General features: G+C 59.8%; 23 protein-coding genes. 11 read left to right on the top strand and 12 right to left on the bottom strand.

The features are described from left to right. Positions 1-49: 49 nt before the first annotated feature. From Q8X48_RS00735 to Q8X48_RS00750, 4 genes are all read right to left on the bottom strand, one after another. Entirely contained in the window at positions 50-1,177 is a 1,128-nt protein-coding gene (locus tag Q8X48_RS00735) for an NAD(P)/FAD-dependent oxidoreductase (protein WP_015096729.1), read from the bottom strand. A 148-nt stretch (positions 1,178-1,325) separates the two neighbouring features. Further along, positions 1,326-2,270, bottom strand: coding sequence for an ornithine cyclodeaminase family protein (locus Q8X48_RS00740; protein WP_407799166.1), 945 nt, complete (start codon positions 2,268-2,270; stop codon positions 1,326-1,328). A 123-nt stretch (positions 2,271-2,393) separates the two neighbouring features. Further along, the gene (gene rhlB / locus Q8X48_RS00745; RefSeq protein ID WP_015096727.1) at positions 2,394-3,884 is read right to left on the bottom strand and encodes an ATP-dependent RNA helicase RhlB; all 1,491 of its coding nucleotides are present in this window, start codon (positions 3,882-3,884) and stop codon (positions 2,394-2,396) included. Between the two features lie 110 nt (positions 3,885-3,994). Further along, positions 3,995-4,651: an alpha/beta hydrolase gene (locus tag Q8X48_RS00750; protein WP_126047430.1), complete on the bottom strand. Its 657-nt coding sequence runs from the start codon at positions 4,649-4,651 to the stop codon at positions 3,995-3,997. A gap of 469 nt (positions 4,652-5,120) precedes the next feature. On the opposite strand from Q8X48_RS00750, the gene Q8X48_RS00755 reads away from it, so the two are divergent. From Q8X48_RS00755 to Q8X48_RS00780, 6 genes are all read left to right on the top strand, one after another. Continuing rightward, positions 5,121-6,152: an amino acid ABC transporter substrate-binding protein gene (locus Q8X48_RS00755; RefSeq protein ID WP_102698486.1), complete on the top strand. Its 1,032-nt coding sequence runs from the start codon at positions 5,121-5,123 to the stop codon at positions 6,150-6,152. A 65-nt stretch (positions 6,153-6,217) separates the two neighbouring features. Next, on the top strand, positions 6,218-7,399 hold the full coding sequence (locus Q8X48_RS00760; RefSeq protein WP_218482047.1) for an amino acid ABC transporter permease: 1,182 nt from the start codon (positions 6,218-6,220) through the stop codon (positions 7,397-7,399). 10 nt (positions 7,400-7,409) lie between these two features. Then, positions 7,410-8,507 (top strand): amino acid ABC transporter permease, encoded by a 1,098-nt coding sequence (locus Q8X48_RS00765; RefSeq protein ID WP_407799167.1) that lies wholly within the window; start codon positions 7,410-7,412, stop codon positions 8,505-8,507. A 10-nt stretch (positions 8,508-8,517) separates the two neighbouring features. Further along, positions 8,518-9,282: an amino acid ABC transporter ATP-binding protein gene (locus tag Q8X48_RS00770; RefSeq protein WP_007972685.1), complete on the top strand. Its 765-nt coding sequence runs from the start codon at positions 8,518-8,520 to the stop codon at positions 9,280-9,282. Positions 9,283-9,446: 164 nt separating this feature from the next. Next, on the top strand, positions 9,447-10,106 hold the full coding sequence (locus tag Q8X48_RS00775; RefSeq protein WP_126047426.1) for a FadR/GntR family transcriptional regulator: 660 nt from the start codon (positions 9,447-9,449) through the stop codon (positions 10,104-10,106). Further along, complete coding sequence (locus tag Q8X48_RS00780; RefSeq protein ID WP_407799168.1) at positions 10,096-11,406, top strand: CynX/NimT family MFS transporter; 1,311 nt, start codon at positions 10,096-10,098, stop codon at positions 11,404-11,406. Before Q8X48_RS00775 ends, Q8X48_RS00780 begins: the two co-directional genes overlap by 11 nt. Before the next feature lie 7 nt (positions 11,407-11,413). Here Q8X48_RS00780 and Q8X48_RS00785 read toward each other — a convergent pair whose 3' ends face one another. The 5 genes from Q8X48_RS00785 to Q8X48_RS00805 all read right to left on the bottom strand — a co-directional run bounded on the left by Q8X48_RS00785 (position 11,414) and on the right by Q8X48_RS00805 (position 17,313). Further along, on the bottom strand, positions 11,414-12,064 hold the full coding sequence (locus tag Q8X48_RS00785) for a DUF1120 domain-containing protein (RefSeq protein WP_407799169.1): 651 nt from the start codon (positions 12,062-12,064) through the stop codon (positions 11,414-11,416). 78 nt (positions 12,065-12,142) lie between these two features. After that, on the bottom strand, positions 12,143-12,751 hold the full coding sequence (locus Q8X48_RS00790) for a DUF1120 domain-containing protein (RefSeq protein ID WP_407799170.1): 609 nt from the start codon (positions 12,749-12,751) through the stop codon (positions 12,143-12,145). Between the two features lie 86 nt (positions 12,752-12,837). Further along, complete coding sequence (locus tag Q8X48_RS00795) at positions 12,838-13,980, bottom strand: DUF1120 domain-containing protein (RefSeq protein WP_407799171.1); 1,143 nt, start codon at positions 13,978-13,980, stop codon at positions 12,838-12,840. A 10-nt stretch (positions 13,981-13,990) separates the two neighbouring features. Next, positions 13,991-16,474, bottom strand: coding sequence for a fimbria/pilus outer membrane usher protein (locus tag Q8X48_RS00800; RefSeq protein WP_407799172.1), 2,484 nt, complete (start codon positions 16,472-16,474; stop codon positions 13,991-13,993). A gap of 110 nt (positions 16,475-16,584) precedes the next feature. Beyond that, positions 16,585-17,313, bottom strand: coding sequence for a fimbria/pilus chaperone family protein (locus Q8X48_RS00805; RefSeq protein WP_407799173.1), 729 nt, complete (start codon positions 17,311-17,313; stop codon positions 16,585-16,587). Positions 17,314-17,786: 473 nt separating this feature from the next. Here Q8X48_RS00805 and Q8X48_RS00810 point away from each other — a divergent pair, with 473 nt between their 5' ends. The 4 genes from Q8X48_RS00810 (at position 17,787) to Q8X48_RS00825 (ending at position 20,336) form a co-directional block, all read left to right on the top strand. Further along, complete coding sequence (locus Q8X48_RS00810) at positions 17,787-18,410, top strand: response regulator (protein ID WP_407799174.1); 624 nt, start codon at positions 17,787-17,789, stop codon at positions 18,408-18,410. Between the two features lie 110 nt (positions 18,411-18,520). After that, entirely contained in the window at positions 18,521-18,991 is a 471-nt protein-coding gene (locus Q8X48_RS00815; protein ID WP_015096714.1) for a nuclear transport factor 2 family protein, read from the top strand. Positions 18,992-19,031: 40 nt separating this feature from the next. Beyond that, positions 19,032-19,316 carry a GIY-YIG nuclease family protein gene (locus tag Q8X48_RS00820; protein WP_407799176.1) on the top strand — a complete coding sequence of 95 codons (285 nt, stop codon included), beginning with the start codon at positions 19,032-19,034 and terminating at the stop codon, positions 19,314-19,316. An 84-nt stretch (positions 19,317-19,400) separates the two neighbouring features. Then, positions 19,401-20,336: a glutathione S-transferase family protein gene (locus Q8X48_RS00825; protein ID WP_407799177.1), complete on the top strand. Its 936-nt coding sequence runs from the start codon at positions 19,401-19,403 to the stop codon at positions 20,334-20,336. A gap of 107 nt (positions 20,337-20,443) precedes the next feature. On the opposite strand, the gene Q8X48_RS00830 is transcribed toward Q8X48_RS00825, so the two are convergent. Together Q8X48_RS00830 and yejK are read right to left on the bottom strand one after the other, a co-directional pair. Next, the gene (locus Q8X48_RS00830) at positions 20,444-20,794 is read right to left on the bottom strand and encodes a glutaredoxin family protein (RefSeq protein ID WP_407799178.1); all 351 of its coding nucleotides are present in this window, start codon (positions 20,792-20,794) and stop codon (positions 20,444-20,446) included. Then, positions 20,794-21,798: a nucleoid-associated protein YejK gene (yejK, locus tag Q8X48_RS00835; protein ID WP_126047407.1), complete on the bottom strand. Its 1,005-nt coding sequence runs from the start codon at positions 21,796-21,798 to the stop codon at positions 20,794-20,796. Before yejK ends, Q8X48_RS00830 begins: the two co-directional genes overlap by 1 nt. A gap of 396 nt (positions 21,799-22,194) precedes the next feature. On the opposite strand from yejK, the gene Q8X48_RS00840 reads away from it, so the two are divergent. After that, positions 22,195-22,476, top strand: coding sequence for an HU family DNA-binding protein (locus Q8X48_RS00840; protein WP_007905514.1), 282 nt, complete (start codon positions 22,195-22,197; stop codon positions 22,474-22,476). A gap of 71 nt (positions 22,477-22,547) precedes the next feature. Here Q8X48_RS00840 and rlmF read toward each other — a convergent pair whose 3' ends face one another. Beyond that, complete coding sequence (gene rlmF / locus Q8X48_RS00845) at positions 22,548-23,576, bottom strand: 23S rRNA (adenine(1618)-N(6))-methyltransferase RlmF (RefSeq protein WP_407799179.1); 1,029 nt, start codon at positions 23,574-23,576, stop codon at positions 22,548-22,550. Positions 23,577-23,649: the final 73 nt, after the last annotated feature.

The following is a 23,649-nucleotide window of genomic DNA, read 5'->3' on the forward strand; positions in this document are numbered from 1 at the left end:
CGCTGAAAGTGTGCCGTAATCGTGGGGGCACGTCACCTGAGTATCAGGCTCAGCCGAGGCGGGCAGGGGAGAGCATGTCGGCATTCAGGCCAAACCGGCCGAGCGACTCGGGCAACGCCGCACCGCGCACCAGTGCGGCGCTGGCCTGGCCCATGGCCGGCGAAGTCTGGATGCCATACCCGCCTTGCGCCGCGACCCAGAACAGCCCTGGCACCTGTGGATCGAAGCCGGACAGCAAATCGCCGTCGCTGACGAAGCTGCGCAGGCCGGCCCAGGTGCGGGTCGGGCGGCGAATGGTCAGGGTCGTGGCTTCTTCGATCTGGTAGATGCCCATGGCGATGTCCAGCTCTTCAGGCTGTACGTCATGGGGTTCCACCGGATCGGCGTTGGCCGGCGAACCGAGGAACATCCCGGCGTCGGGTTTCATATAGAAGGATTCGTCGAGGCTGACCAGCATTGGCCAATGATGGATGTCCACGCCCTCCGGGCCGGCGAAGATGAACGCGGCACGGCGTTTCGGTTGCAGACCCAGGGGCCTGGCGCCGGCCAGTTCGCCGATCCTGTCGGCCCAGGCGCCGGCGGCGTTGATGATGACCGGGGCGCTGAACGTCTGAGTGCCGGTCTGGACGTGCCATGTACCCTGGTCATCGCGGCTCAGGCTGACGACTTCGGCGTCGGTGTGGACTTCGCCCTGATTGCGGCGGATGCCTCGCAGGTATCCCTGATGCAGGGCGTCGGTGTCGATGTCGGTGGCGGTCGGATCGTAGATCGCGCCGTGGACTTTTTCCCGGCGCAGGATAGGTACCAGCGCGCAGGCCTCGTCGGTGCTGAGCAATTGCATCTCCGGCACCGTGGCTTTCGCGCTCTGGTATTGCCTGTTCAGTTCGTCCGGGTCGCCGGTGAAATCCACGGTCATTTCGCCGCGTGGCGTCAGCAGCGGGTGTTCGCAGAAACCGCTGGGCGGATTGTCGAAAAAGTCCCGGCTGGCCAGGGTCAGTGCGCGAACCTGCGGGGTGCCGTAGGCGGCGGTGTACAGGGCAGCCGAACGTCCGGTGGAATGGTAGGCCGGATGGGATTCGCGTTCGAGTACGATCACACGGCCATGCTGCGACAGCCAGAAACCGGTGGAAGCGCCGGCGATACCGCCGCCGATGATGATGAAATCTGCCTGGCTCATGAATGTCTCCTTTAGAGCGCCAATGCCAATAAAGTCGGTGCCTTTGTGGGAGCGAGCTTGCTCGCGATGGCGGTGTATCAGTCAACATCATTTCTGAATGACAGATAGCTATCGCGAGCAAGCTCGCTCCCACAGGTGACTGTTGGTGTTAGTGCGTGAGGCGATAGATCGCATTGGCCAGCGCAATGTCTTCCAGGCCCAGCCCGATGGAGCGGAAAAACACATGCCGATCGTAACCGGGGCGCTGGACTTTATCGCTGAGCAGGTCCGGCAGGTCGCCGACAATCGCGCTTTTGTCCCAGCCATGTTGTTCGCCGGCGATCAGCATTTCACCGGCCGCGCCCGGGGTGGTCAGGCGATAGTCGCAGAACACCTGCATGTCATTGAGGCTTTGCGGCGGTACTTCGTGGGCACGCGGGGCGTTGGTGCTGATGGAGGTGATCAGCGCCGGTTTGCGCAAGCTCGACGGATCGATCACCGGACCTGCGGATGAGGTGCAGAGCATGATCACGTCGGCGTCCTGCACGGCAGCTTCGCGACTCTCAACGATGTTCAGGCGTGGTTCGATGTTTTTCAGCAGGCTCACGGTTTGAGCATCATCGCTCAGGTGCGGCGCGTACAGGCTGATGCTCTGCCAGTCGCGCAGGCCTTTCACGTAATGCAGGTGCGCCTGGGCCACTTTGCCGCTGCCGATGATGGCCAGGCGATTGGCAGCAAGCGGCGCGAGGGCATCGACCGCCACGGCGGTGGTCGCGGCGGTGCGTGCGGTGGTCAATTCGCCGGCGTCGCATAGCAACAGCGGCTGACCGGTGTGCATCGACATCAGCACAGTCCATGCAGTCACCAAGGGGCCCTGCTCACGGACGATGTACGGTGAAGTCTTGATGCCGTACACGCTGTCTTCGGCCAACACACCCAGGTAGTTGATGAAGTCACCGGCGCCCTGGGGAAATTCCACCAGTTGTTGTGCCGGTTGCACGGCTTGCCCGGCCGCCAGGTCACGGAACATTTTGCGCAGGATCTGCGGCACGTCGACCTGCGCCAGCAATTCGCGAGCCTGGTTCTGGTTGATCACTTGGGGCGTATTGGACATGGTCGGCTCCGGGACTGAAAGTAAACTAATTTGTCCATTATGGACTTTTAGTTGTATCTCACAATATCCGGGCGAAAAAAAAGCGCAGTCCGTTTCCGGCTGCGCTTGTCTTTTCAGCGTCCTTTAGTGTGGGCGCTTGCGCTCAACCGCCCGCAGCAGATGCGTCGGTGGTGTTTCACAGCTGATCTTGCGCCCCAGTTTTTCCTCGATGGACGGTAACTGGTAGGAGTCGTCTTCACCGGCAAAGCTGATGGACACACCGTCGGCGCCAGCACGACCGGTCCGTCCGATGCGGTGCACGTAGTCGTCCGGCACTTCCGGCAGGGTGAAGTTGATCACGTGGCTGATGCCGTCGATGTGGATACCGCGACCGGCCACGTCGGTGGCGACCAGAACGCGGATCTTGCCTTCGCGGAAACCTTCCAGGGTCTTGATGCGCTTGTGCTGCGGCACGTCGCCGGACAGTTGCGCAGCGTTGATGCCGTCGCGCACCAGGCGTTCTTCGATGCGTCGCACTTCATCCTTGCGGTTGGCGAACACGATCACCCGTTCCCAGCCATTGTCGTTGACCAGGTTGTAGAGCAGCTTGTACTTGTCGGCAGCGGCCACGGCGTAGATGTGCTGCTCGACGTTTTCGTTGGCCACGTTGGTGACTTCGATTTCGACGATGGCAGGGTCGGTGGTCCATTGCTTGGCCAGGTTCATCACGTCTTCGGTGAAGGTCGCGGAGAACAGCAGCGTCTGGCGCTCGGCCTTCGGCGGCGTCTGGCGAATGATCTGGCGCACTTGCGGGATGAAGCCCATGTCGAGCATGCGGTCGGCTTCGTCCAGCACCATCACTTCGACCATGTCCAGATGCACGTCGCCGCGCTGGTTGAAGTCCAGCAGGCGGCCCGGCGTGGCCACCAGGATGTCGCAGTGGCGGGCTTCGAGGTGCTTGAGCTGCTTGTCGAAGTCCATGCCGCCGACGAAGGTCATGACGTTGAGGCCGGTGTACTTGGTCAGGTCGGCGGCGTCCTTGGCGATCTGCACCACCAGTTCGCGGGTCGGCGCGATGATCAGCGCCCGTGGCTCACCCATGTAGCGCTCTTTCGGCGGCGGGGTTTGCAGCAACTGGGTGATGATCGAGATCAGGAACGCAGCGGTTTTGCCGGTACCGGTCTGGGCGCGGCCGATGGCGTCTTTGCCAGCGAGGGTGAAGCCCAGCACCTGTGCCTGGATCGGCGTGCAATACGGGAAGCCCAGGTCCTGGATGGCGTGCATCAGTTCAGGGGCCAGCTTGAAATCGTGGAAGCGGGTTTTGCCTTCCTGGGGCTCGACAACGAAGTCTTCGAGTTTCCATGGGATGACCGGCGCTTTGGGCTTGGGTTCGCGGCGCGGTTTGGCGGGTTTCGGTGTTTCGCTGAGCGGCTGTTCCGGGGCTGCTATCGCCACAGGTTGGGCAGCGGGTGCGGGCTTGGGCTCATGCTTGGGTGCCGTCGTGGTGGCGGTCCGTTCAGGCTGATTACCGTCGGTGCGGTGGCTGGGAGCGTGAGACGGAGCGCTGGGGACTGGCGCGAGTTGCTCAGTCTCGCTTTTACCGAACATTTTCTTGAGTGCTTTGAGCACGGTCATCTCATCAATTGGTTAAGGAATGTACGCCGGCCAGTGTAATGCAAGAATCGGGCGCGGCGTAGTGGGATGGATCAAAGGGGCCTTTTAAACAAAGAAAGGAACCTGGAGGGTCAACGCAAGCGCTCGGTGAGCCAGGTGCCGATGTCGCGAATTTCCTCGGGTAACACTTCGTGGCCCATTGGGTATTCCTGCCATGTCACGGTGACACCACGATGCTTCAAGTGCTCGTAGGCGCTGCGTCCCATCGAGTTCTGCACCACATCGTCGTATTGGCCGTGCATCGACAGTACCGGAATGCGCTGCTGGCTGGCGGACAGTTGCAGTTCGTCGCTGAAGGTCGGTGCATAAGTAGAAAGGGCAATGACGCCACCCAGCGGTCCCTGCCACTTCAGAAAAGCGGTGTGGATCACCACGGCACCGCCTTGGGAAAAGCCGGCCAGGAAAATCCGCGAGGCGTCTATTCCGCTGGCCTTCTGCGATTCGACCAGTTCGATGATCCAGTTGGCAGACTCTTCCAGTTGCTCGCGGTTGATCGCGCGCGCGGGGCTCATGGCCAATATGTCGTACCAGCTCGGCATCTCGTATCCGCCGTTGATGGTGACGGCGCGGCTCGGCGCCTGGGGCAAAACAAAGCGGGTGCTCAACAGGGATTCCTGCAGGGCTTCGGCCACTGGCAGGAAGTCGTAGCGATCGGCACCCAGGCCGTGCAGCCAGATAACGCAGGCGTCTGCGGTCTTGACGGGTTCAAGAATCAAGGGGTTGGTCATGGCTGCTCCAAAAGTGTGCGTGCGCTCTCATTGAGTGCGAGGGCTGAGTGCGTGTGTGGTTGATCAGTTACGAAGATGTCGCAAGGTTACAAGTTTTGCTATTGACCTGCAGCTGAACCGCTTCGGCGAGCGGTGTGGTACGGGCTTTGCTATGGCGAACTCTGTATGAAAAATCCTACGCCTGTCGGTAACACTATCAGGCCGAGGTTGTTAGTGGGATTGAAAAGAATCCGGTGATGGATGTTCGCCAAAGGCCGATACGGGGCTTCGCGAACGTGAAAGGGCTACAGCCCGTTCGGCCGACTGGTGAGAGCGAGTTTTCCATGATGTGGATTTTTCTCCTACTAGACTCATAGCTAACGTCTTACGTCGGTTGACCCAAAAACAAGCCAACACGGGTCGACTACGCCTCAAAAGGGTGCGACAGGACTCACGCTCCGACACAACAAGAGCAAAACTGGAGGTTTGAATGAAGATGTTGAAATCCACCCTGGCTATCGTGACTGCAGCTGCAGCGCTCGGTGTCAGCGGGTTTGCCCAGGCGGGCGCAACCCTGGATGCAGTGATGAAGAAAGGTTTCGTGCAGTGTGGCGTCAGCGATGGCCTGCCAGGCTTCTCGGTTCCGGATTCCACCGGCAAGATCGTCGGTATCGATGCTGACTACTGCCGTGCAGTGGCGGCGGCTGTCTTCGGCGACGCGACCAAGGTCAAGTTCAGCCAGTTGAACGCCAAGGAGCGCTTCACCGCGCTGCAGTCCGGCGAAATCGACATTCTGTCGCGCAACACCACCATGACCAGCTCCCGTGATGCGGGCATGGGCCTGAAATTCCCGGGCTTCATCACCTACTACGACGGCATCGGCTTCCTGGTAAACAACAAGCTGGGCGTGAAAAGCGCTAAAGAGCTGGACGGTGCAACCATCTGCATCCAGGCCGGTACCACGACCGAGCTGAACGTTTCCGACTACTTCCGCGGCAACGGCTTGAAATACACCCCGATCACCTTCGACACCTCCGACGAAAGCGCCAAGTCGCTGGAATCCGGTCGTTGCGACGTACTGACCTCCGACAAATCCCAGCTGTTCGCCCAGCGCAGCAAGCTGGCATCACCGAAGGACTACGTGGTTCTGCCGGAAACCATTTCCAAGGAGCCTCTGGGCCCGGTCGTGCGTAATGGCGACGACGAGTGGCTGGCCATCGTGCGCTGGACTGGCTACGCCATGCTCAACGCTGAAGAAGCCGGTATCACTTCGAAGAACGTCGAAGCCGAAGCCAAGGGCACCAAGAACCCTGATGTTGCCCGTCTGCTGGGTACCGACGGTGAATACGGCAAAGACCTGAAAGTGAAGAAAGACTGGGTCGTGCAGATCGTCAAGCAGGTTGGTAACTACGGCGAAGTGTTCGAGAAAAACCTCGGCAAGAGCACTCCGCTGGAAATCGACCGCGGGCTGAACGCTCTGTGGAACGCTGGCGGCATTCAATACGCACCACCAGTGCGCTGATGGTTCTATCACCCGGTGGGCCAACCACCGGGTGATGTTCTGTTCCATTATTTCCGGGGCACTTCATGCAAAATTCAATCGGCGCACCTAAGCAGAGGCTCAGCCTCAGCGATCCACGAGTGCGTGCGTGGGTATTCCAGATCATCACGGTTATCGGGGTGGTCTCGCTGGGCTGGTATCTGTTCGATAACACCCAGACCAACCTGCAGCACCGGGGCATTACCTCCGGTTTCGACTTTCTGGAGCGCAGTGCCGGTTTCGGCATCGCTCAACACCTGATCGACTACACCGAGGCGGACACATACGCCCGGGTGTTTGTCATCGGCCTGCTCAACACGCTGCTGGTGACCTTCATCGGTGTGATCCTGGCGACGATCCTGGGTTTCATCGTGGGTGTGGCGCGGCTGTCGAAGAACTGGATCATCGCCAAAGTGGCGACGGTGTACGTGGAGGTCTTCCGTAACATTCCGCCGCTGCTGCAGATCCTGTTCTGGTACTTCGCGGTGTTCCTGACCATGCCTGGGCCGCGCAACAGCCACAACTTCGGCGATACCTTCTTTGTCAGCAGCCGTGGCCTGAACATGCCGGCGGCGTTGATGGCGGACGGTTTCTGGCCGTTTGTGATCAGCGTTGTAGTCGCCATCGTCGCCATTGTGCTGATGAGCCGCTGGGCCACCAAACGCTTTGAAGCCACCGGTGTGCCATTCCACAAGTTCTGGGTTGGCCTGGCGATGTTCCTGGTGATCCCTGCGCTGTGCGCGCTGGTTTTCGGCGCACCGGTGCACTGGGAGATGCCGAAGCTGCAGGGCTTCAACTTCGTCGGTGGCTGGGTACTGATCCCGGAACTGCTGGCGCTGACCCTGGCTTTGACCGTGTACACCGCGGCGTTCATCGCCGAGATCGTGCGCTCGGGCATCAAGTCGGTCAGCCACGGCCAGACCGAAGCGGCGCATTCCCTCGGCCTGCGCAATGGTCCGACCCTGCGCAAGGTGATCATCCCGCAAGCCCTGCGCGTGATCATTCCACCGCTGACCAGCCAATACCTGAACCTGGCGAAGAACTCCTCGCTGGCGGCCGGTATCGGTTATCCGGAAATGGTCTCGCTGTTCGCAGGAACGGTGCTGAACCAGACCGGCCAGGCGATCGAGGTGATTGCGATCACCATGAGCGTGTACCTGGCGATCAGTATCAGCATTTCCCTGCTGATGAACTGGTACAACAAGCGCATTGCGCTGATCGAGCGGTAAGGAAAAGCGCATGAGCACTCATACTTTCAAACCTGACATGCCCCCACCGAGCAGCAGCATCGGTGTGGTGGCGTGGATGCGCGCGAACATGTTCTCCAGCTGGCTCAACACGCTGTTGACCCTGTTTGCGTTCTATCTGATTTACCTGGTTGTCCCGCCGATCCTGCAGTGGGCGATCCTCGATGCCAACTGGGTTGGCACCAGCCAGGCCGACTGCACCAAGGAGGGCGCCTGCTGGGTGTTCATCCAGCAGCGCTTCGGCCAGTTCATGTACGGCTACTACCCGCCGGAACTGCGCTGGCGCGTGGACCTGACGGTGTGGCTGGCGATCGTTGGCGTGGCGCCGTTGTTCATCTCGCGCTTTCACCATAAGGCGGTGTACGGACTGAGCTTCCTGGTGCTGTACCCGATCATTGCCTGGTGCCTGCTGCATGGCGGCGTATTGGGTCTGGACGCCGTGGCGACCAGCCAGTGGGGCGGCCTGATGCTGACCCTGGTGATCGCCACCGTCGGCATCGCCGGTGCGCTGCCGCTGGGGATTGTCCTGGCCCTGGGGCGTCGTTCGAACATGCCGGCGATTCGCGTGGTCTGCGTGACCTTCATCGAATTCTGGCGCGGCGTGCCGTTGATCACGGTGCTGTTCATGTCCTCGGTGATGCTGCCGCTGTTCCTGCCTGAAGGCATGAACTTCGACAAGCTGCTGCGGGCCCTGATCGGCGTGATCCTGTTCCAGTCGGCCTACGTGGCCGAGGTGGTGCGCGGTGGTCTGCAAGCGATTCCCAAGGGGCAGTACGAAGCGGCTGCAGCGATGGGGCTGGGCTACTGGCGCAGCATGGGCCTGGTGATTCTGCCGCAAGCCCTGAAGCTGGTGATCCCCGGCATCGTCAACACCTTCATCGCGCTGTTCAAGGACACCAGCCTGGTGATCATCATCGGCCTGTTCGACCTGCTCAACAGCGTCAAGCAAGCCGCCGCCGATCCGAAATGGCTGGGCATGGCCACCGAAGGCTATGTGTTTGCCGCCCTGGTGTTCTGGATTTTCTGTTTTGGTATGTCGCGCTATTCCATGCATCTGGAACGCAAGCTCGACACAGGCCACAAGCGTTAGGAGTTCTTTTATGAGCGAAGCAAATAAAAAGCCTGTGAGCCCTGAAGGCATTATTCAGATGCAGGGCGTGAACAAGTGGTACGGCCAGTTCCACGTGTTGAAAGACATCAACCTCAACGTCAAGCAGGGCGAGCGTATTGTGTTGTGCGGCCCGTCGGGTTCCGGCAAGTCCACCACTATCCGCTGCCTCAACCGCCTGGAAGAACACCAGCAGGGCCGCATCGTGGTCGATGGCGTGGAACTGACCAACGACCTCAAGCAGATCGAAGCGATCCGCCGCGAAGTCGGCATGGTGTTCCAGCATTTCAACCTGTTCCCGCACCTGACCATCCTGCAGAACTGCACGCTGGCGCCGATGTGGGTGCGCAAGATGCCCAAGCGCAAAGCCGAGGAAATTGCCATGCATTACCTGGAACGCGTGCGCATTCCGGAGCAGGCGCATAAGTACCCGGGGCAGTTGTCCGGCGGTCAGCAACAGCGTGTGGCGATCGCCCGCGCGCTGTGCATGAAGCCGAAAATCATGCTGTTCGACGAGCCGACGTCGGCACTCGACCCGGAGATGGTGAAAGAGGTACTGGACACCATGATCGGCCTGGCCGAAGACGGCATGACCATGCTCTGCGTGACCCACGAAATGGGCTTCGCCCGCACCGTGGCCAACCGCGTGATCTTCATGGACAAGGGCGAAATCGTCGAACAGGCCGCGCCGAACGACTTCTTCGACCACCCACAGAATGATCGCACCAAGCTGTTCCTGAGCCAGATCCTGCATTGATCGAACCCAGGCACTGAAATAAACCCGGACTGAGTTCCGGGTTTATTTTTGCCTGCGATTTTGTGCCCAACCCTTCGGCAGCTCCTACAGGGGTTGTGTAGGTGGATTAAGCTGACTAACATGTCAGAAAATTCATCCTATGATTGGATGAAAGGGCGAATTCCATGTCAGAAATCTCTCCATTGGTAAAACGATCCCTGGTCGATCAGGCCTTGGACCAACTGCGCCAGCGTATCAACCAGGGTATCTGGGTCGTCGGCCAGCGTTTGCCCACCGAGCCCGAGTTGTCGGCGGAACTGGGCATCAGTCGCAACACCGTGCGTGAAGCCATGCGCGTGTTGGCGTTTTCCGGGTTGATCGAAATCCGCCAGGGCGACGGCAGTTACCTGCGGGCGGTGGTCGATCCGCTCGATACCCTGAAGGCGTTGTCCCGTTGCTCCCTTGAGCAGGCCCGGGAAACCCGGCACATCCTCGAAGTCGAGGCCATCGGCCTGGCAGCCATGCGTCGCACCGATGAAGACCTGGTGGCATTGCGCGAGGCGCTGGGTGTCAGCGGCAGTCACTACCACGGCGATCTCGACACCTACATCGCCTGCGATCTGGTGTTCCACCGCCGCCTGGTGGACGCCGCGCACAACCCGACTCTCAGCGAGTTGTATCGCTATTTCTCCAGCGTCGTCGGCGCGCAGTTGCGCCAGACCCTGAGCATCGTCCCGCGCCGCCAGGAAGTGTTCGACCTGCATATCGAGTTGCTCGATGCCGTCGAACAACGCGACCCGGAGCGGGCCAAATCCTTGTCGAGGCAGTTGATCAATGAACCTTGAAACCGGGAAGTCGATACCGCGCAGTAATTTATCCACAGCCGCAAAACGTTCGGCAGAGCTGGAAGAACTGCTGATCGATGCCGAGGCCGATGACGAACAGGTTCAGCAAACCCACCCGGTTCTGCGCCGGCCGTGGCTGTTGCTGCTGGGCCTGATTCTGGTGGCGCTGAACCTGCGCCCGGCGCTGTCGAGCATGGCGCCGATGCTCAGCGACGTCTCGAAGTCCCTCGGCTTGTCGGCATCGCAGGCCGGTTTGCTGACCACGTTGCCGGTGCTTTGCCTTGGCCTGTTTGCGCCGCTGGCTCCGCTGCTGGCCAGACGTTTTGGGGCTGAGCGGGTGGTGCTGGGCATTCTTTTGATCCTGGCTGGCGGGATCATCCTGCGCAGTTCATTCGGTGGGATCGGCCTGTTTGCCGGCAGTGTGCTGGCCGGTGCCAGCATCGGCGTGATTGGTGTGTTGCTGCCAGGTATCGTCAAGCGCGATTTCCCGAAACAGGCCGGGACCATGACCGGTGTCTACACCATGGCTCTGTGCTTGGGCGCGGCGATGGCGGCGGGTGCGACCGTGCCGCTGAGTGAGCACTTCGACAACAGCTGGGCGCTGGGTCTCGGCTTCTGGGTTATTCCGGCATTGGCGGCAGCGCTGTTCTGGCTGCCGCAAGTCGGCCAGAAACACGGCGCGCACAACGTTGCCTACCGCGTTCGAGGCTTGCTGCGCGATCGGCTGGCCTGGCAGGTGACCTTGTACATGGGTCTGCAATCGTCCCTGGCCTACATCGTGTTCGGCTGGTTGCCGTCGATCCTGATCGGTCGCGGCCTGACCCCGACCCAGGCCGGGCTGGTGCTGTCGGGTTCGGTGATCGTGCAACTGGTCAGCTCGCTCGCCGCGCCATGGTTGGCTACACGTGGCAAGGACCAGCGCCTGGCGATCGTCATCGTGATGGCCCTGACCCTCGGTGGTCTGTTCGGTTGCCTGTATGCGCCGATCGAAGGCTTGTGGGGCTGGGCGATCGTGCTGGGGCTGGGGCAGGGCGCCACGTTCAGCCTGGCATTGACCCTGATCGTGCTGCGCTCGCGGGATTCCCACGTGGCGGCGAACCTGTCGAGCATGGCCCAGGGTTTTGGCTATACCCTGGCGTCCATGGGGCCGTTCGCGGTCGGTCTCGTGCATGACTGGACCGGTGGCTGGACGGCCGTGGGCTGGATCTTCGGCGTCATCGGCCTGGGTGCGATCATCGCCGGTCTCGGTGCCGGGAGGGCACTGTATGTGCAAGTCAGCAGCGAGAAAATTCAACCGTGACGGATGTCTATAAATAGACAACCTCCAGGGTTGCGGAACCGTCGAGTATTGCATCGTCAGTCAGGTCCAGCGTTGAGGTGGGGGCAATGACGGCGACTAGAGTGACCCGGCTGCGCAGGTTCCTGATCTCGACAGGGCCTGCGGTGCTGCCCGCCACATCGGTGAAGCCCAGCCAGCTGTTGGCGGCAATCTCTAAGGGACGGGACGTGGATTGACTCCACCCCCGCCCGCCAGTGGTGGAGTCGGTTCGATACACTTGCGGCAGAGCGTCCGCTACGGTGTGGGCAGGATCGAAGTGCAGTGAGTACAGGCCGATCCTGTTGCCGCTGCGGTCGACGTTCAGGCCGTAGTAGATTTCACTGTTGACGATGGCCGAGCCTTCGCGGTTATCCCGCATGATCAATGCGAAATGCGCCGCTGTGTTGCAGCTGATGCTGAGGTCGAGGAACTCGTCACGCAGTTGCGTCCTTGTGTCGACGTTCAGGTCCTGTCGCGAGATTTTTCCGTAGTCGACAAGACCGTTGTTGGAGAAAGTCGGGGTGCAGGCGACCGGGGTGATGGTGCCTTTGACCAAGAGTTCATTGGGGGGCACCGCAAGGGCAGCAGTCGCTGTGCCCATCAGCAGTCCAGTGGTCAGAGCCATGGGAATACGCTTCATCGATAAATTCCTTTTTCTCGTAGAAGTTCAGGCACTGAACCGTTCATTCAGGCAACGAACGGTTCAGTGCCTTGGCCCTTAGTAGTACGCCAGGTCGAACGTTGCGGAGCCGTCAATGGTGACGTCCTGGTCCAGGGTCAGCCCGTTGGCGGGGGCGATATAGGTATCGACCCTAAAATCAAAGGTGACATTTTCTGCTTTAATCGGTGAGGTGTCGCCAATAGCGGCAACGGACAAGTAACGTCCCGGTTTGGCAGAGGTTGCTTTCGACCAGTTCTCCTCGTCTGTTGAGTCGATTGGGTCCAGCGGTGTTGCACCGTCATTGACACTCACAATTGCGGGGTAAAAGTAGCCCAACTTTTCTAAGTTGGTGGTCAGACCAAGGCCAAACCAATCACCAGTTGATGTCTCGCGTCGATTGTCAATTGGGTTCAGTGAGAAACTTTGTGGAGCACTACAGGTTACGACCAGTTGAATGTTATTTTCCCTGATCTTTTTATGGGTGTCTGGATTAAGCTCTTTGGACGAAATCTTGCCTAGTTCGATGGTGCCATTATTGGAGAAGACCGGCGTGCAAGCGACTGGAGTGATAATGCCTTTGACCTCCAGGGTATTGTCCACTGCGAAGGCCTGAGGGGCGGTGCTGATTACAGCTGTAGTAGCAAGTGCTGCGAAGTACTTTTTCATGGGTAAAACTTCCTTTCTTTAGTTGTTGGCCTTGAATGTTCCGAGGGGCGTAAGTGCACCGCGGCTTCAACAAGGCAGGGTGGGTGTTACGGGTATAGAATTTCGATCGTCCCCGAGCCGTCGAGGTGAACGGCAGTGCTCAGGTCCAGGTTATTGGTGGGGGCAATGACGGTCTCGACCGTCACGGTGGTAGTGAGGTTCTGGAAAAAGGCCGGGCCTGCGGTGCTGCCGGCCCTGTCGGTAAAGCCCAGATAGCTTCTCTGGGCGAACGGAATCGGGTTCGAGCTGGAGGTGCTCCAGACATCGCCCTGGGTGGTGGAGTAGGTTTGATACAGGCGGGCGAAGCTGTCGGCGCTGGCGTTAGCGGGATCGACATTGAGTGAGTACAGGCCGATCTTGTTGCTGCGGTGATCCAGACCCAGTCCGTAGTAAATCTCTCTGTTGTCCGTTGCCGAGCCAGGGCGGTTGTCATGCATGACCAGGGCAAACTCCGTCGGGGCGTCGCAGTCAACCCGCAGGGTCAAATCCTTGGGTGGCAGTGGGGTGTTTTTGTCAGCGTTCAGATCGTTTTTCGTTAGCTGACCGAAGTTCACCAGGCCGCCATTGGACAGATCCACTTTGCACGCGGTGGGGGCGAAACTGGCGCGCAGGGTTATCTCACTTGAGCGGCCCGTCGCGACCGCGTCGAACAGGCCGGTGGTTTCCCAGGTTACGGCGTCACGTACCTGCAGCGCTTTCTCCGACGCCCAGGCTGTCAGCTCCAGTTGCGCCGAAAGACTTTGCCCTTGCGCCGCCACACCGCCCCGAACCGGAACGATGGCCTGCTGCGGTTGCCAAAGCAGACTCGAAGCGGTTGCTTCAGGTACTTGGCCGACGGCAGAAATCAGGCCCAGGTCCACCGGTTGCCCGTCGAGCACGGCGTCACTCATGCGCACGGCATAGCTGCCGTGTTCGGCAAAGCGAAAGCGCTCGGCGGTCGCGGCCATGGCACGGTAGAACAAGGTCATGTCAGTGGGTTGGGGGCAGCTCAGGTTCAGGCTCAGATGACGCTCGCCCAGGGTTCGCTCTGCGGAGCCATTGGCGCGTATAGCCCGATTCGTCAAACCGTAATCGAGTACCGGCTGACTCAGGGTGAGCTTGCATTCATCGGCGAGGGCCCTGGCGTGCGGCGCAAGTCCGCTCAACATCAACGTGCCGAGTGTTAACAGCAGAGGGTGGGACAGCTTCATGGGGAGATCCTCAAAGTGTGCGGCACCGGGCGTCGGCGGTCTCGTAATACACCTGGGTATTGGCCTTGGCCGGCAGTTCGAAACGCAGCTCGCAGCGCTCCAGCCCTGGTGCGGTTATCCACAGGTCGCGGGTGGTCAGTGCGTTGGGCAGAAACACCAATCCACCTTCTTGAGCGAGCGTGATGAACTCACCGTCTGCGCTGCTTACCGTCGCGCCACGGGGCAGGGGGGCACCGTCGTCCGTGGTGACTTTGAGCAGGGCACGGCGGGTCAAGGTGACGCCGAACTCGACCTTGTCGACGGCCCCGCGTCCGGCGGAAACCACGGCCAGTCCGTTGTTGATATCGAGGTTGCGCGGCAGCGAGCGGGTGTCGACTTCTACCGGGCTGCGCCCATAGGCGCTCACTTGAGGCACCACGGCCTGACCTTTCCAGTCGGTCCAGACCGGACCGCTTGGAGTCGAGACTTTGATGGCGCTTTCGTCGCCAACCGAAAGCAGCGCGAAGGTGTCCCGTACGGCGTATGGCGATAACGTCAGGCCATCGCCGTGCAGAACGGCCCCGCCACGCGCGCCAACCTGGTAGCTGGAACGTTCGGCATCGGAGCGGGTGTAGTTCAAGTCCAGTTGGCTGTAGCGCGGCAGCAGGGAAACCCCCGCCGAGGACTGCACGTGTTTGTCTCGTGTGTCGTGCTCAACACCGACCCGGTAGCTCAACTGGTCGTTGATCTGCTCGTTCAAGCCGACACCGCTGCGGTATTCGCCAGCGGAACTGCGTACCCAAGTACGCGCCCGGCGACGTTCACCCAGTGGAATGCTGAGGCTCAGGTAAACACTGTCGTCGCTACGTTGGGTGCCGCTGACTTGCCATTGCGCGGTGGCCGACACCGACACGTCGCCAATCCGGGTGCCCCAGGACGCCAGGGCGCGGCTGCTGTTTTGCCCGTCGAATGTCGTTGAGCGATTGAAGCCGCTGCTGAACGCGCCAAACCCGGGGTGTGACCAGGTCAGCGACAGGCTCTGCTGATCGCGGTAGCGCGACTGGCTACGCTCCGACTGAGTATCGAACACCGCCTCGGACAAGTCGCGATAGCCGAAGGTCCGGTACGAGGTTGCGGCATTGATCGACCACTGTTCACCCAAACGTTGCGAAACATTCAGGTCGGCCTGAAGCCCCCTGTCGGCCTGGCGGGTGCTGGTGTCCGCCGCTTGCAGGGTGGTCTGGATTTGTGTGGCAGGCCCTGGCAGCAGGCTAAGGCCAGCGCCTGCAGCACGGTAATCGGCGGTGCCGGTGGCACCGGTGCTGAGCAGGACATTCGGGTTGAGTGCTCCACTCCAGCCGCCGCTGATCACCCAGGGTTCGCCGCTCCGGGTATCGCCGAGACTGCGTACCTGGCCGGCGGCCAACGAAAAACCGGGAGCCGGCAGGCCAACGCCGAGCATGGCGACGGGGACTGTGAAGCGTTGCTCGCTGCCATCCGCTTCCTTGACGGTGACTTCAACATCGGAGCGACTGTCGAGCCGACGTACGTTACTCAGGGAAAACGGTCCGGCCGGTACCACTGTCGAGTGGATCAGCGAACCGTTCTGGCGTATTTCGACCTGTGCCTGGCTGCGGGCAATCCCTTCGATGGGATTGCCTTGGCCTTCGACCTGGAGCGCCTGCTCGGTCATGAGCTGAACGCCGGTGATCTGCGCGCCGGCCAGTACCGGGTTGTAGATATTGACCTGACCCGCTTGAAGCACTGTTTCGTGGCTGGCAAAGGTGCGCTGGGCGTAAGCCGCCAGGTGAGTGGTGCGCGACACATCGTTCTGCCAGCTCTGTACCTGACGGCTGCGTACAATCCAGTCGCCGGCATTGAAGCCGGCTTCGGTGTTGGCTGAGAGGTAGCGGTTCGATCGATTGCCGTATTGGCTGTGGAGGCTGTTGATGTCGTAATTGAGTAACCCGGCGATACCACCGGTTTGATAACCAGAGATATCCCGGACCACCGGACGTATCGCCTGGGTGGGCACTATCAATGAAAGGCCGAGATTGGCTGGATCCTGTTCGATTCGCGCCTGCGGCCAAGTGGCGAGCACATCGAAACAGCCTTTGTCGTTGGCCGGATTCGATGGCTCGCTCAGGTTTGTCGCATCAAGCAGGGAACGGTCAAAGCACAAGTCGCCCTCCCGGTTGAACGTGACGTCGACCCGGCCGCGACGCTGGCCATTGACCGTGAGGGTGATCGGATGTCGGCCAGCGGTGAAGCTCGGGGCGGCCAATAGTTGGGTTGCGAGACTGGGGTCGATACCACGTTGAATCAGCGTTTTCTGGTCGAACGAAGTCAGCAACGAAGCAGCATCGAGGTCGTCGGCATTGGCTTCGAGCCCTATCAGCATGTTGCCAAGCAGCAACACCATGCCGGTCCGGACTCGCGACAGATGAGGGGGAGGGCTGGCCGGCCGAATCGCAGGCATGGCTTCGCCATCACGGTATTTCAATACGGTGTTCATGAGATTCACTTGGGTTATGCCGGGGTGTCGGCTTGATCCGCTTCGGATTCCGTCACGCTGAAATGTCGACGCCTGCTTTTCCCTGCGCGGCGCTATCGATGATGTCCGCCCTAGAAGGCGAGCGGCGCGTCATAGGGAGGCACGGCAAAGCCATAGACGGTCGCTGGATAGATTCGAACCTGGGTGGCAGCTTTTGCAGGGACCGAAACGCTGATCTGTTCACCGGGCAGTACGTAGGTTCGCGGTAGCATCGCGGCGCTTCCGGAAGGCAGCAGTTGTACTTCCTGAGCCAGGCGTACGACATAAGGTGTTTCGTTGCGTACGGTCAGTTGCCCCTCCTGCAGCGACCACTTCAGGTCGGTCCATGGTGTGCGGTTGGGCGCCAGGCCTGCGGGGTGAAGGATGATCGGCAGGTTCTGGCGTACCGTCATACCCACACGGGCATACCCGGCTTCGGAAACCGGTCTGCCTTGGGGGATACCTTCAAAAATCACCCGCTTCAAACGCTGGGTGAGCAGGGGCTTTTCCGATTGCAGGATGAAACGCACCAACTGTGTCTTGGAGGCCTCAACGCGTGCCAAGGGTGGCGTCACGAACACCAAGGGGTCGGTGTCTTCGGGAATGTTTTCGATGGTGACGTGTAGCAATGCCAGGCTGGCGTCGGTATTGGTCACGGATACGGCGGTTTCCCCGTTGGCTTCATTGACGATGATCACGGAGGTATCAGGCACCATGCCGTCGGCGTGGACCTGTACGGCCCATATCAGCGCGCACGCACCGATACCCGTGTGGGTCAGGCGGCGCAACTGCTTCAAAAATATTGTCTTGATGTCGCTCATTGAATTTCCCGGATAAAAGACTGTTGGCATGGCTCGCAATACAGGTAACGCAGGGAATCCGTGAACAAACAGGCAGTGCTCAGGGGCGTAGGCGTCTTCTTCATGTAATGGCTCGTCAGGCAAAGAGTGAGCGCAGTTCCGGGCATGGGGGCCGGACTGCTTGGCAGGCGACAACTTAGCGAGCAAGGGGGCGTTGGAGGAATGCAACTAATACGAAAAGAGAGCGGGCGTGTATGAAAGAGTGTTGCGTACTACGCAGCGTTTTTCTGATGAGGAATCATTTAAGTGTGGTCCTCCTGCGTAGTCTTCAGCGCGCTGCAATGTAGGAACCATCTATTTGTTAGATGGGCAAAAAGTTAGCCCATTGAATACATTGGGGGCGCGGCGTCAGAGGTTTCTTCGAGGCGTTGTGGACGGTGCAGGAACGGCGCTACTTTCCGCGCTTTTGCGCCACCAGCAGGAGGTATCCCACAATGCGAGTCATTATTGCTGACGACCATTCAGTCGTTCGTGTCGGACTGCGCATACTCATCAACGCCAGTCGACGATGCGTGATCGTCGGCGAGGCCGACAGTGTCGACAACTTGATGAATTTGCTTTCAAGTACCTCCTGCGAACTGCTGATCACCGACTTCTCCATGCCGGGAGGGCAGCAGGCCGATGGCTTGAAAATGTTGAGTACGATTCAGCGCCATTACCCGACCTTGCCGATCATTCTGGTGACGATGTTCACCAGTGTGGTGACGGCAAGGGCTGCACTGGCGCAAGGGGTGATGGCCATCGTTGCCAAAACCGCATCGGCGACGGAATTGCCCCTGGCAATCAATGCGGTGCAGGAGGGGCGCCATTATCTCAGCAAGTCCCTGCGCACGCAGTTGGCCAACACCCGCGATCAGTTTCACGAATCATCCTTGTCAGCCAAGGAGTACGAAGTGGTCCGAATGCTCGCCAGTGGCATGACCGTCAGCGAAATCGCCATTCACTTCAATCGCAGCGTGTCGACCATCAGTAAACAAAAGAAAATGGCCATGCACCGGTTAGGTGTTTGCACGGACGTTGATCTTTTTTCCTACGCCCGGGACAGCGGAATGATGTGAATAGTCATCGCGTTATTTTCGTCGTGAATGCCGATAGTGTTCGATGCATTTGCAGACTATCGTGCAGGCACTCTTTCGAAGTCACTATGCAAACCCAGGGGAACCCGCAGATGAGTGAAGCCCATAGCGCCTTGATCACCCGTTTCTACCAGGCTTTCCAGCGCCTGGATGCCGAAGCCATGGCTGCCTGCTACACCGATGATGTGGTGTTCAGTGATCCGGCGTTCGGTGAGCTTCGCGGTCGCGATGCCGGTGACATGTGGCGCATGCTGACTACTCGGGCCAAGGATTTTTCCCTGACCTTCGATCATGTTCACGCCGACGGGCGCACCGGTGGCGCCCATTGGGTGGCGACCTACCTGTTCAGCCAGACCGGCAACACCGTGGTCAACGACATCCAGGCGCGCTTCGTCTTTCGTGACGGCAGGATTTGCGAGCATCACGACAGCTTTGATCTCTGGACCTGGTCACGACAGGCATTGGGTTTCAAAGGTCTGCTGCTGGGCTGGACGCCACTGGTGCGCAACGCCGTTCGCGCCCAGGCATTGAAGGGGCTGAAGGCATTTCAGGCCGGTCGCTGATAAGATCGCGGCTCGTCTCCTTTCAAGCCTTGATCGTGCCGTGACCACCCCAAGCAAGTCTCCCGTCAGCAAGCCCTGGTTCGTCTACCTCGTTCGCGCGGCCAATGGTTCGCTGTATTGCGGGGTCAGCGATGATCCCGTGCGCCGCTTCGCCAAGCATCAAAGTGGCAAGGGGGCACGGTTCTTTCTGTCCAGTCCGGCCATGGCGCTGGTCTACACCGAACTTTGTCGCGACAAAAGCGAAGCGCTGCGCCAGGAACGGCTGATCAAGAAACTGCGCAAAAGCGCCAAGGAATGTCTGGTCGCGTCTTATCAATCTGCTTGATCGGCTCCCATCAGGCACATCTGTAGGCTGCCAACCGATTGCGCGCTAAGCTGCGGATTCCTAATTTGTGCGGCGGAGCCGAGCATGTCCGAGTTGATTCTTCATCATTACCCGACGTCCCTCTTTGCCGAAAAGGCCCGCTTGTTGCTGGGCTTCAAGGGCTTGTCATGGCGTTCGGTGAAGATCTCGCCAGTGATGCCCAAACCGGACCTTACGGCATTGACCGGTGGCTACCGCAAGACACCGGTGTTGCAGGTCGGTGCTGATATTTATTGCGATACGGCATTGATTGCCCGGCGACTGGAGCAGGAAAAAGCCTTGCCGGCGTTCTTTCCGCAAGGTCAGGAAATGATCACCGCGTCTTTTGCAGCCTGGGCTGACTCTGTTGTGTTCCAGCACGCGGTCAGCCTGGTGTTCCAGCCGGAATCGATAGCGGTGCGTTTTGGCAATTTATCGCCGGAAGCGATCAAGGCGTTTCTGGCCGACCGTGCCGGTTTGTTCAGTGGTGGTAGCGCGACAAAATTGTCTACCGAACAGGCCAAGCATCAGTGGCCAACGATCATGTCGCGGCTGGAGCTGCAGTTGCAGCGTGAAGAGGGTGATTTCCTGTTCGGTGAACCGTCGATTGCCGACTTTGCCCTGGCCCATTGCCTCTGGTTCCTCAAGGCCACACCGGTGACGGCTCCGCTGGTCGAAGCTTACCCGGCAGTCAATGCGTGGCACTCTCGGGTATTGGGCTTTGGTCATGGCGCCTCTGGCGAGATGATGTCCGAAGAGGCGCTGGAGGTGGCGCGCAGGTCCACGCCAGCGGCATTGCCGGATGAGCAGTTCGTCGATCCCAACGGATTCACGGCGGGTCAGCAGGTGGTCATCGCGGCCACGGACTATGGCGTTGATCCGGTCGTGGGAGAGCTGCTGTTTGCCGGCAGCGAAGAGTTGATTGTGCGGCGCAAGGACGAACGTGGCGGCGTGGTGCATGTGCACTTCCCGCGGTTTGGTTTCCGTATCGAAGCCATCTGACCTTTGTAGGAGCGAGCTTGCTCGCGAAGATCGTGAACGATAACGCGTAAAGCCGGATGCCCAGCGGCGCCCATGGTTTTTTCGCGAGCAAGCTCGCTCCTACAGGGTTACTTCAACGCCGCCAGAATCGCATCCGGGTCATACCCGCGAATCAGGGTTCCGTTCACATCGATGATCGGAATTCCGCCACCACCCAAGGCCTCGTAGTCCTTGCGCGCGACGGCATCCTTCTCGATATCGAATTCCTTGTACGGAATGCCTTTCTGATCGAGAAACCGCCGGGTCAGTTTGCAGTAACCACACCATTCGGTGGCGTAGAGCACGACGTTGGCCTTTGTCTGCGTCTGCTCTGACACCACTTGCGAAGGGTTGAAGACCCGCTCGACCTTGCCCCAGTTCTGGTAAGCCACAACCACCAGCAGGATCAGCAGGAATTTTTTCAGGACGCCGCCGAGCATCAGTTGCGACGCTTCAGCTGATCGGTGAGCGAAGTGGGCAGGCCCTTGATGATCAGCGTGCCGGCTTCTTCGTCGTACTCGATCTTCGAGCCCAGCAGGTGTGCTTCGAAACTGATCGACAAGCCTTCGGCGCGGCCAGTGAATCGACGGAACTGGTTCAGGGTGCGTTTATCGGCCGGGATTTCCGGCGACAGGCCGTAGTCCTTGTTGCGAATGTGGTCGTAGAAGGCCTTCGGGCGTTCCTCGTCGATCAGCCCCGACAATTCCTCCAGGCCCATCGGCTCACCGAGCTTGGCCTGGCTGCTGGCGTAATCCACCAGGGTCTTGGTCTTCTCGCGGGCGTCGTCTTCCGGCAGGTCTTCGCTTTCAACGAAATCACTGAAGGCCTTGAGCAGGGTGCGGGTTTCACCCGGACCGTCGACGCCTTCCTGACAGCCGATGAAGTCGCGGAAATACTCCGAAACCTTTTTGCCGTTCTTGCCTTTGATGAACGAAATGTACTGCTTGGATTGTTTATTGTTCTGCCACTCGGAAACGTTGATCCGCGCCGCCAGGTGCAATTGGCCCAGGTCCAGGTGACGGGACGGGGTCACGTCCAGTTCATCGGTCACGGCCACGCCTTCGCTGTGGTGCAGCAGGGCGATGGCCAGGTAGTCGGTCATGCCTTGCTGATAGTGTGCGAACAGCACATGGCCGCCGACGGACAGGTTCGATTCTTCCATCAGTTTTTGCAGGTGCTCGACCGCCACGCGGCTGAACGCCGTGAAATCCTGGCCGCCCTCGAAGTACTCCTTCAGCCAGCCGCTGAACGGAAATGCACCGGATTCCGGATGGAACAAGCCCCAGGCTTTACCCTGTTTGGCGTTATAGCTTTCGTTGAGGTCGGCGAGCATGTTCTCGATGGCCGCGGACTCAGCCAGTTCGGAGTCACGGGCATGGAGAACTGCAGGTGTGCCGTCGGGTTTTTTGTCGATCAGGTGGACGATGCAATGACGGATCGGCATGGGCTTCTCGGCTGAATGAGGAGAGGAGGGCGTGCTCCCCCGAAAAAGCGCTCAGTGTACCGCAACCACTGGTTTTGGCGCGGTGCGAAGGGCAATTGGCAGGCGACCGACGGTTCTTATGCGTTTTTTTCCTGTTTTAGCGCAATAAAGCTGACCAAATGGGTAGCTAGAGGCGGATATTTCCACGTCTGTGTGCTAGCTTTGCCCGGTCTTGCGCGAAGTCACTGCGTTAAGCGTGCAGTCAGCATTTGTCAGGTCGAACCAAACCCTGATTTCGGTATCTATAACCCCGATCCCGAGGTTATTTGGCCGAGGGTGCCAGATCCAGAAGATCGGGCTCGATGGCTGACATTGCACTCTGCAATCCATATGAATTTGATAGGGAAGGAACACTAAATGGCTCTTACTAAAGACCAACTGATCGCCGACATCGCTGAAGCTATCGACGCGCCGAAAACCACCGCGCGTAACGCTCTGGACCAACTGGGCCAAATCGTTGCCGATCAGCTGGAAAACGGCGGCGAGATCACTCTGCCAGGTATCGGCAAGCTGAAAGTGACTGAGCGTCCTGCCCGCACTGGCCGTAACCCTTCGACTGGCGCTGCCATCGAAATCGCTGCCAAGAAAGTGATCAAGCTGGTTGTGGCCAAAGGCCTGACCGACGCTGTTAACAAGTAAGACTTGTTAAGAAAAACCGTGCGCCGGAGCGATCCGGGCACGGTTTTTTTATGGGCGCGATAAAGCGCTCGCTACGCTTGAGCGTTGCTCCATCGTGCCTGACGCCAGGCCTGTTGCTGTGCCTGGGTCTGGAAGGTCCAGGCGACGAAGCGGCTCTGCTTCTGTCCTTGGGACATTTCCACTACCTGGCTTTCCAGGGCGCCGGCCTTTTTCAGGGCGGTCTGGATCGCCGGCAGGTTGGATGCCTTTGACACCAATGTACTGAACCACAGCACCTGTTGGGCGACCTGCACGCTTTCGCTGACCAGTTGGGTCACGAAGCGTACTTCCCCGCCTTCGCACCACAACTCGGCCGACTGACCGCCAAAGTTCAACACCGGCAGCTTGCGTTTCGGATCGGCTTTGCCCAGGGCTCGCCATTTGCGCGTACTGCCCCGCGTAGCCTCGTCCAGCGAGGCGTGGAATGGCGGGTTGCACATGGTCAGGTCGAAGCGCTCTGCGCTCTCCAGCAGGCCTGTGAGGATCTGCTTGGGGTTGCTCTGCTGGCGTACCTGGATCGCCTTGTTCAGGCCGTTGGATTGAACGATGGCCTTCGCCGCGGCGATGGCGGTCGCATCGATATCGGAACCGAGGAACTGCCAGCGATAGTCGCTGTAACCGATCAGCGGATACACGCAGTTGGCGCCCATGCCGATGTCCAGCACCTTCACGGCGGCGCCACGGGGGATCACGCCGTCATTGCCACTGGCCAGCAGGTCGGCGAGGAAGTGCACGTAATCGGCACGGCCTGGCACCGGCGGGCACAGGTAGTCGGCGGGAATGTCCCAGTGAGCGATGCCATAGAACGACTTGAGCAGCGCCCGGTTGAACACCCGCACGGCTTCCGGGCTGGCGAAGTCGATGCTTTCCTTGCCGTACGGATTGATGATCACGAATTTCTTCAGTTCCGGCGCGCTTTTGATCAGCGCCGGAAAGTCGTAGCGACCCTGATGGCGATTGCGCGGGTGCAGGCTGGCCTTCTCACGCGGCGCCGCGGCTTTGGCCGCAGACGCGGATTCAGGCTTTTTGCGCGCAGGTTTTGGTGTGCGGGGGGCGGTCATGGCGGTGGTCGATTCGGGTATGGCTAAAAGTGGCGGGCATTGTCCCACATCTGAGAGTCACACTAATCAAATG

Origin of the sequence: Pseudomonas sp. QLc11A (assembly GCF_052112305.1) — a bacterium.
GTDB lineage: Bacteria > Pseudomonadota > Gammaproteobacteria > Pseudomonadales > Pseudomonadaceae > Aquipseudomonas > Aquipseudomonas laurylsulfatiphila.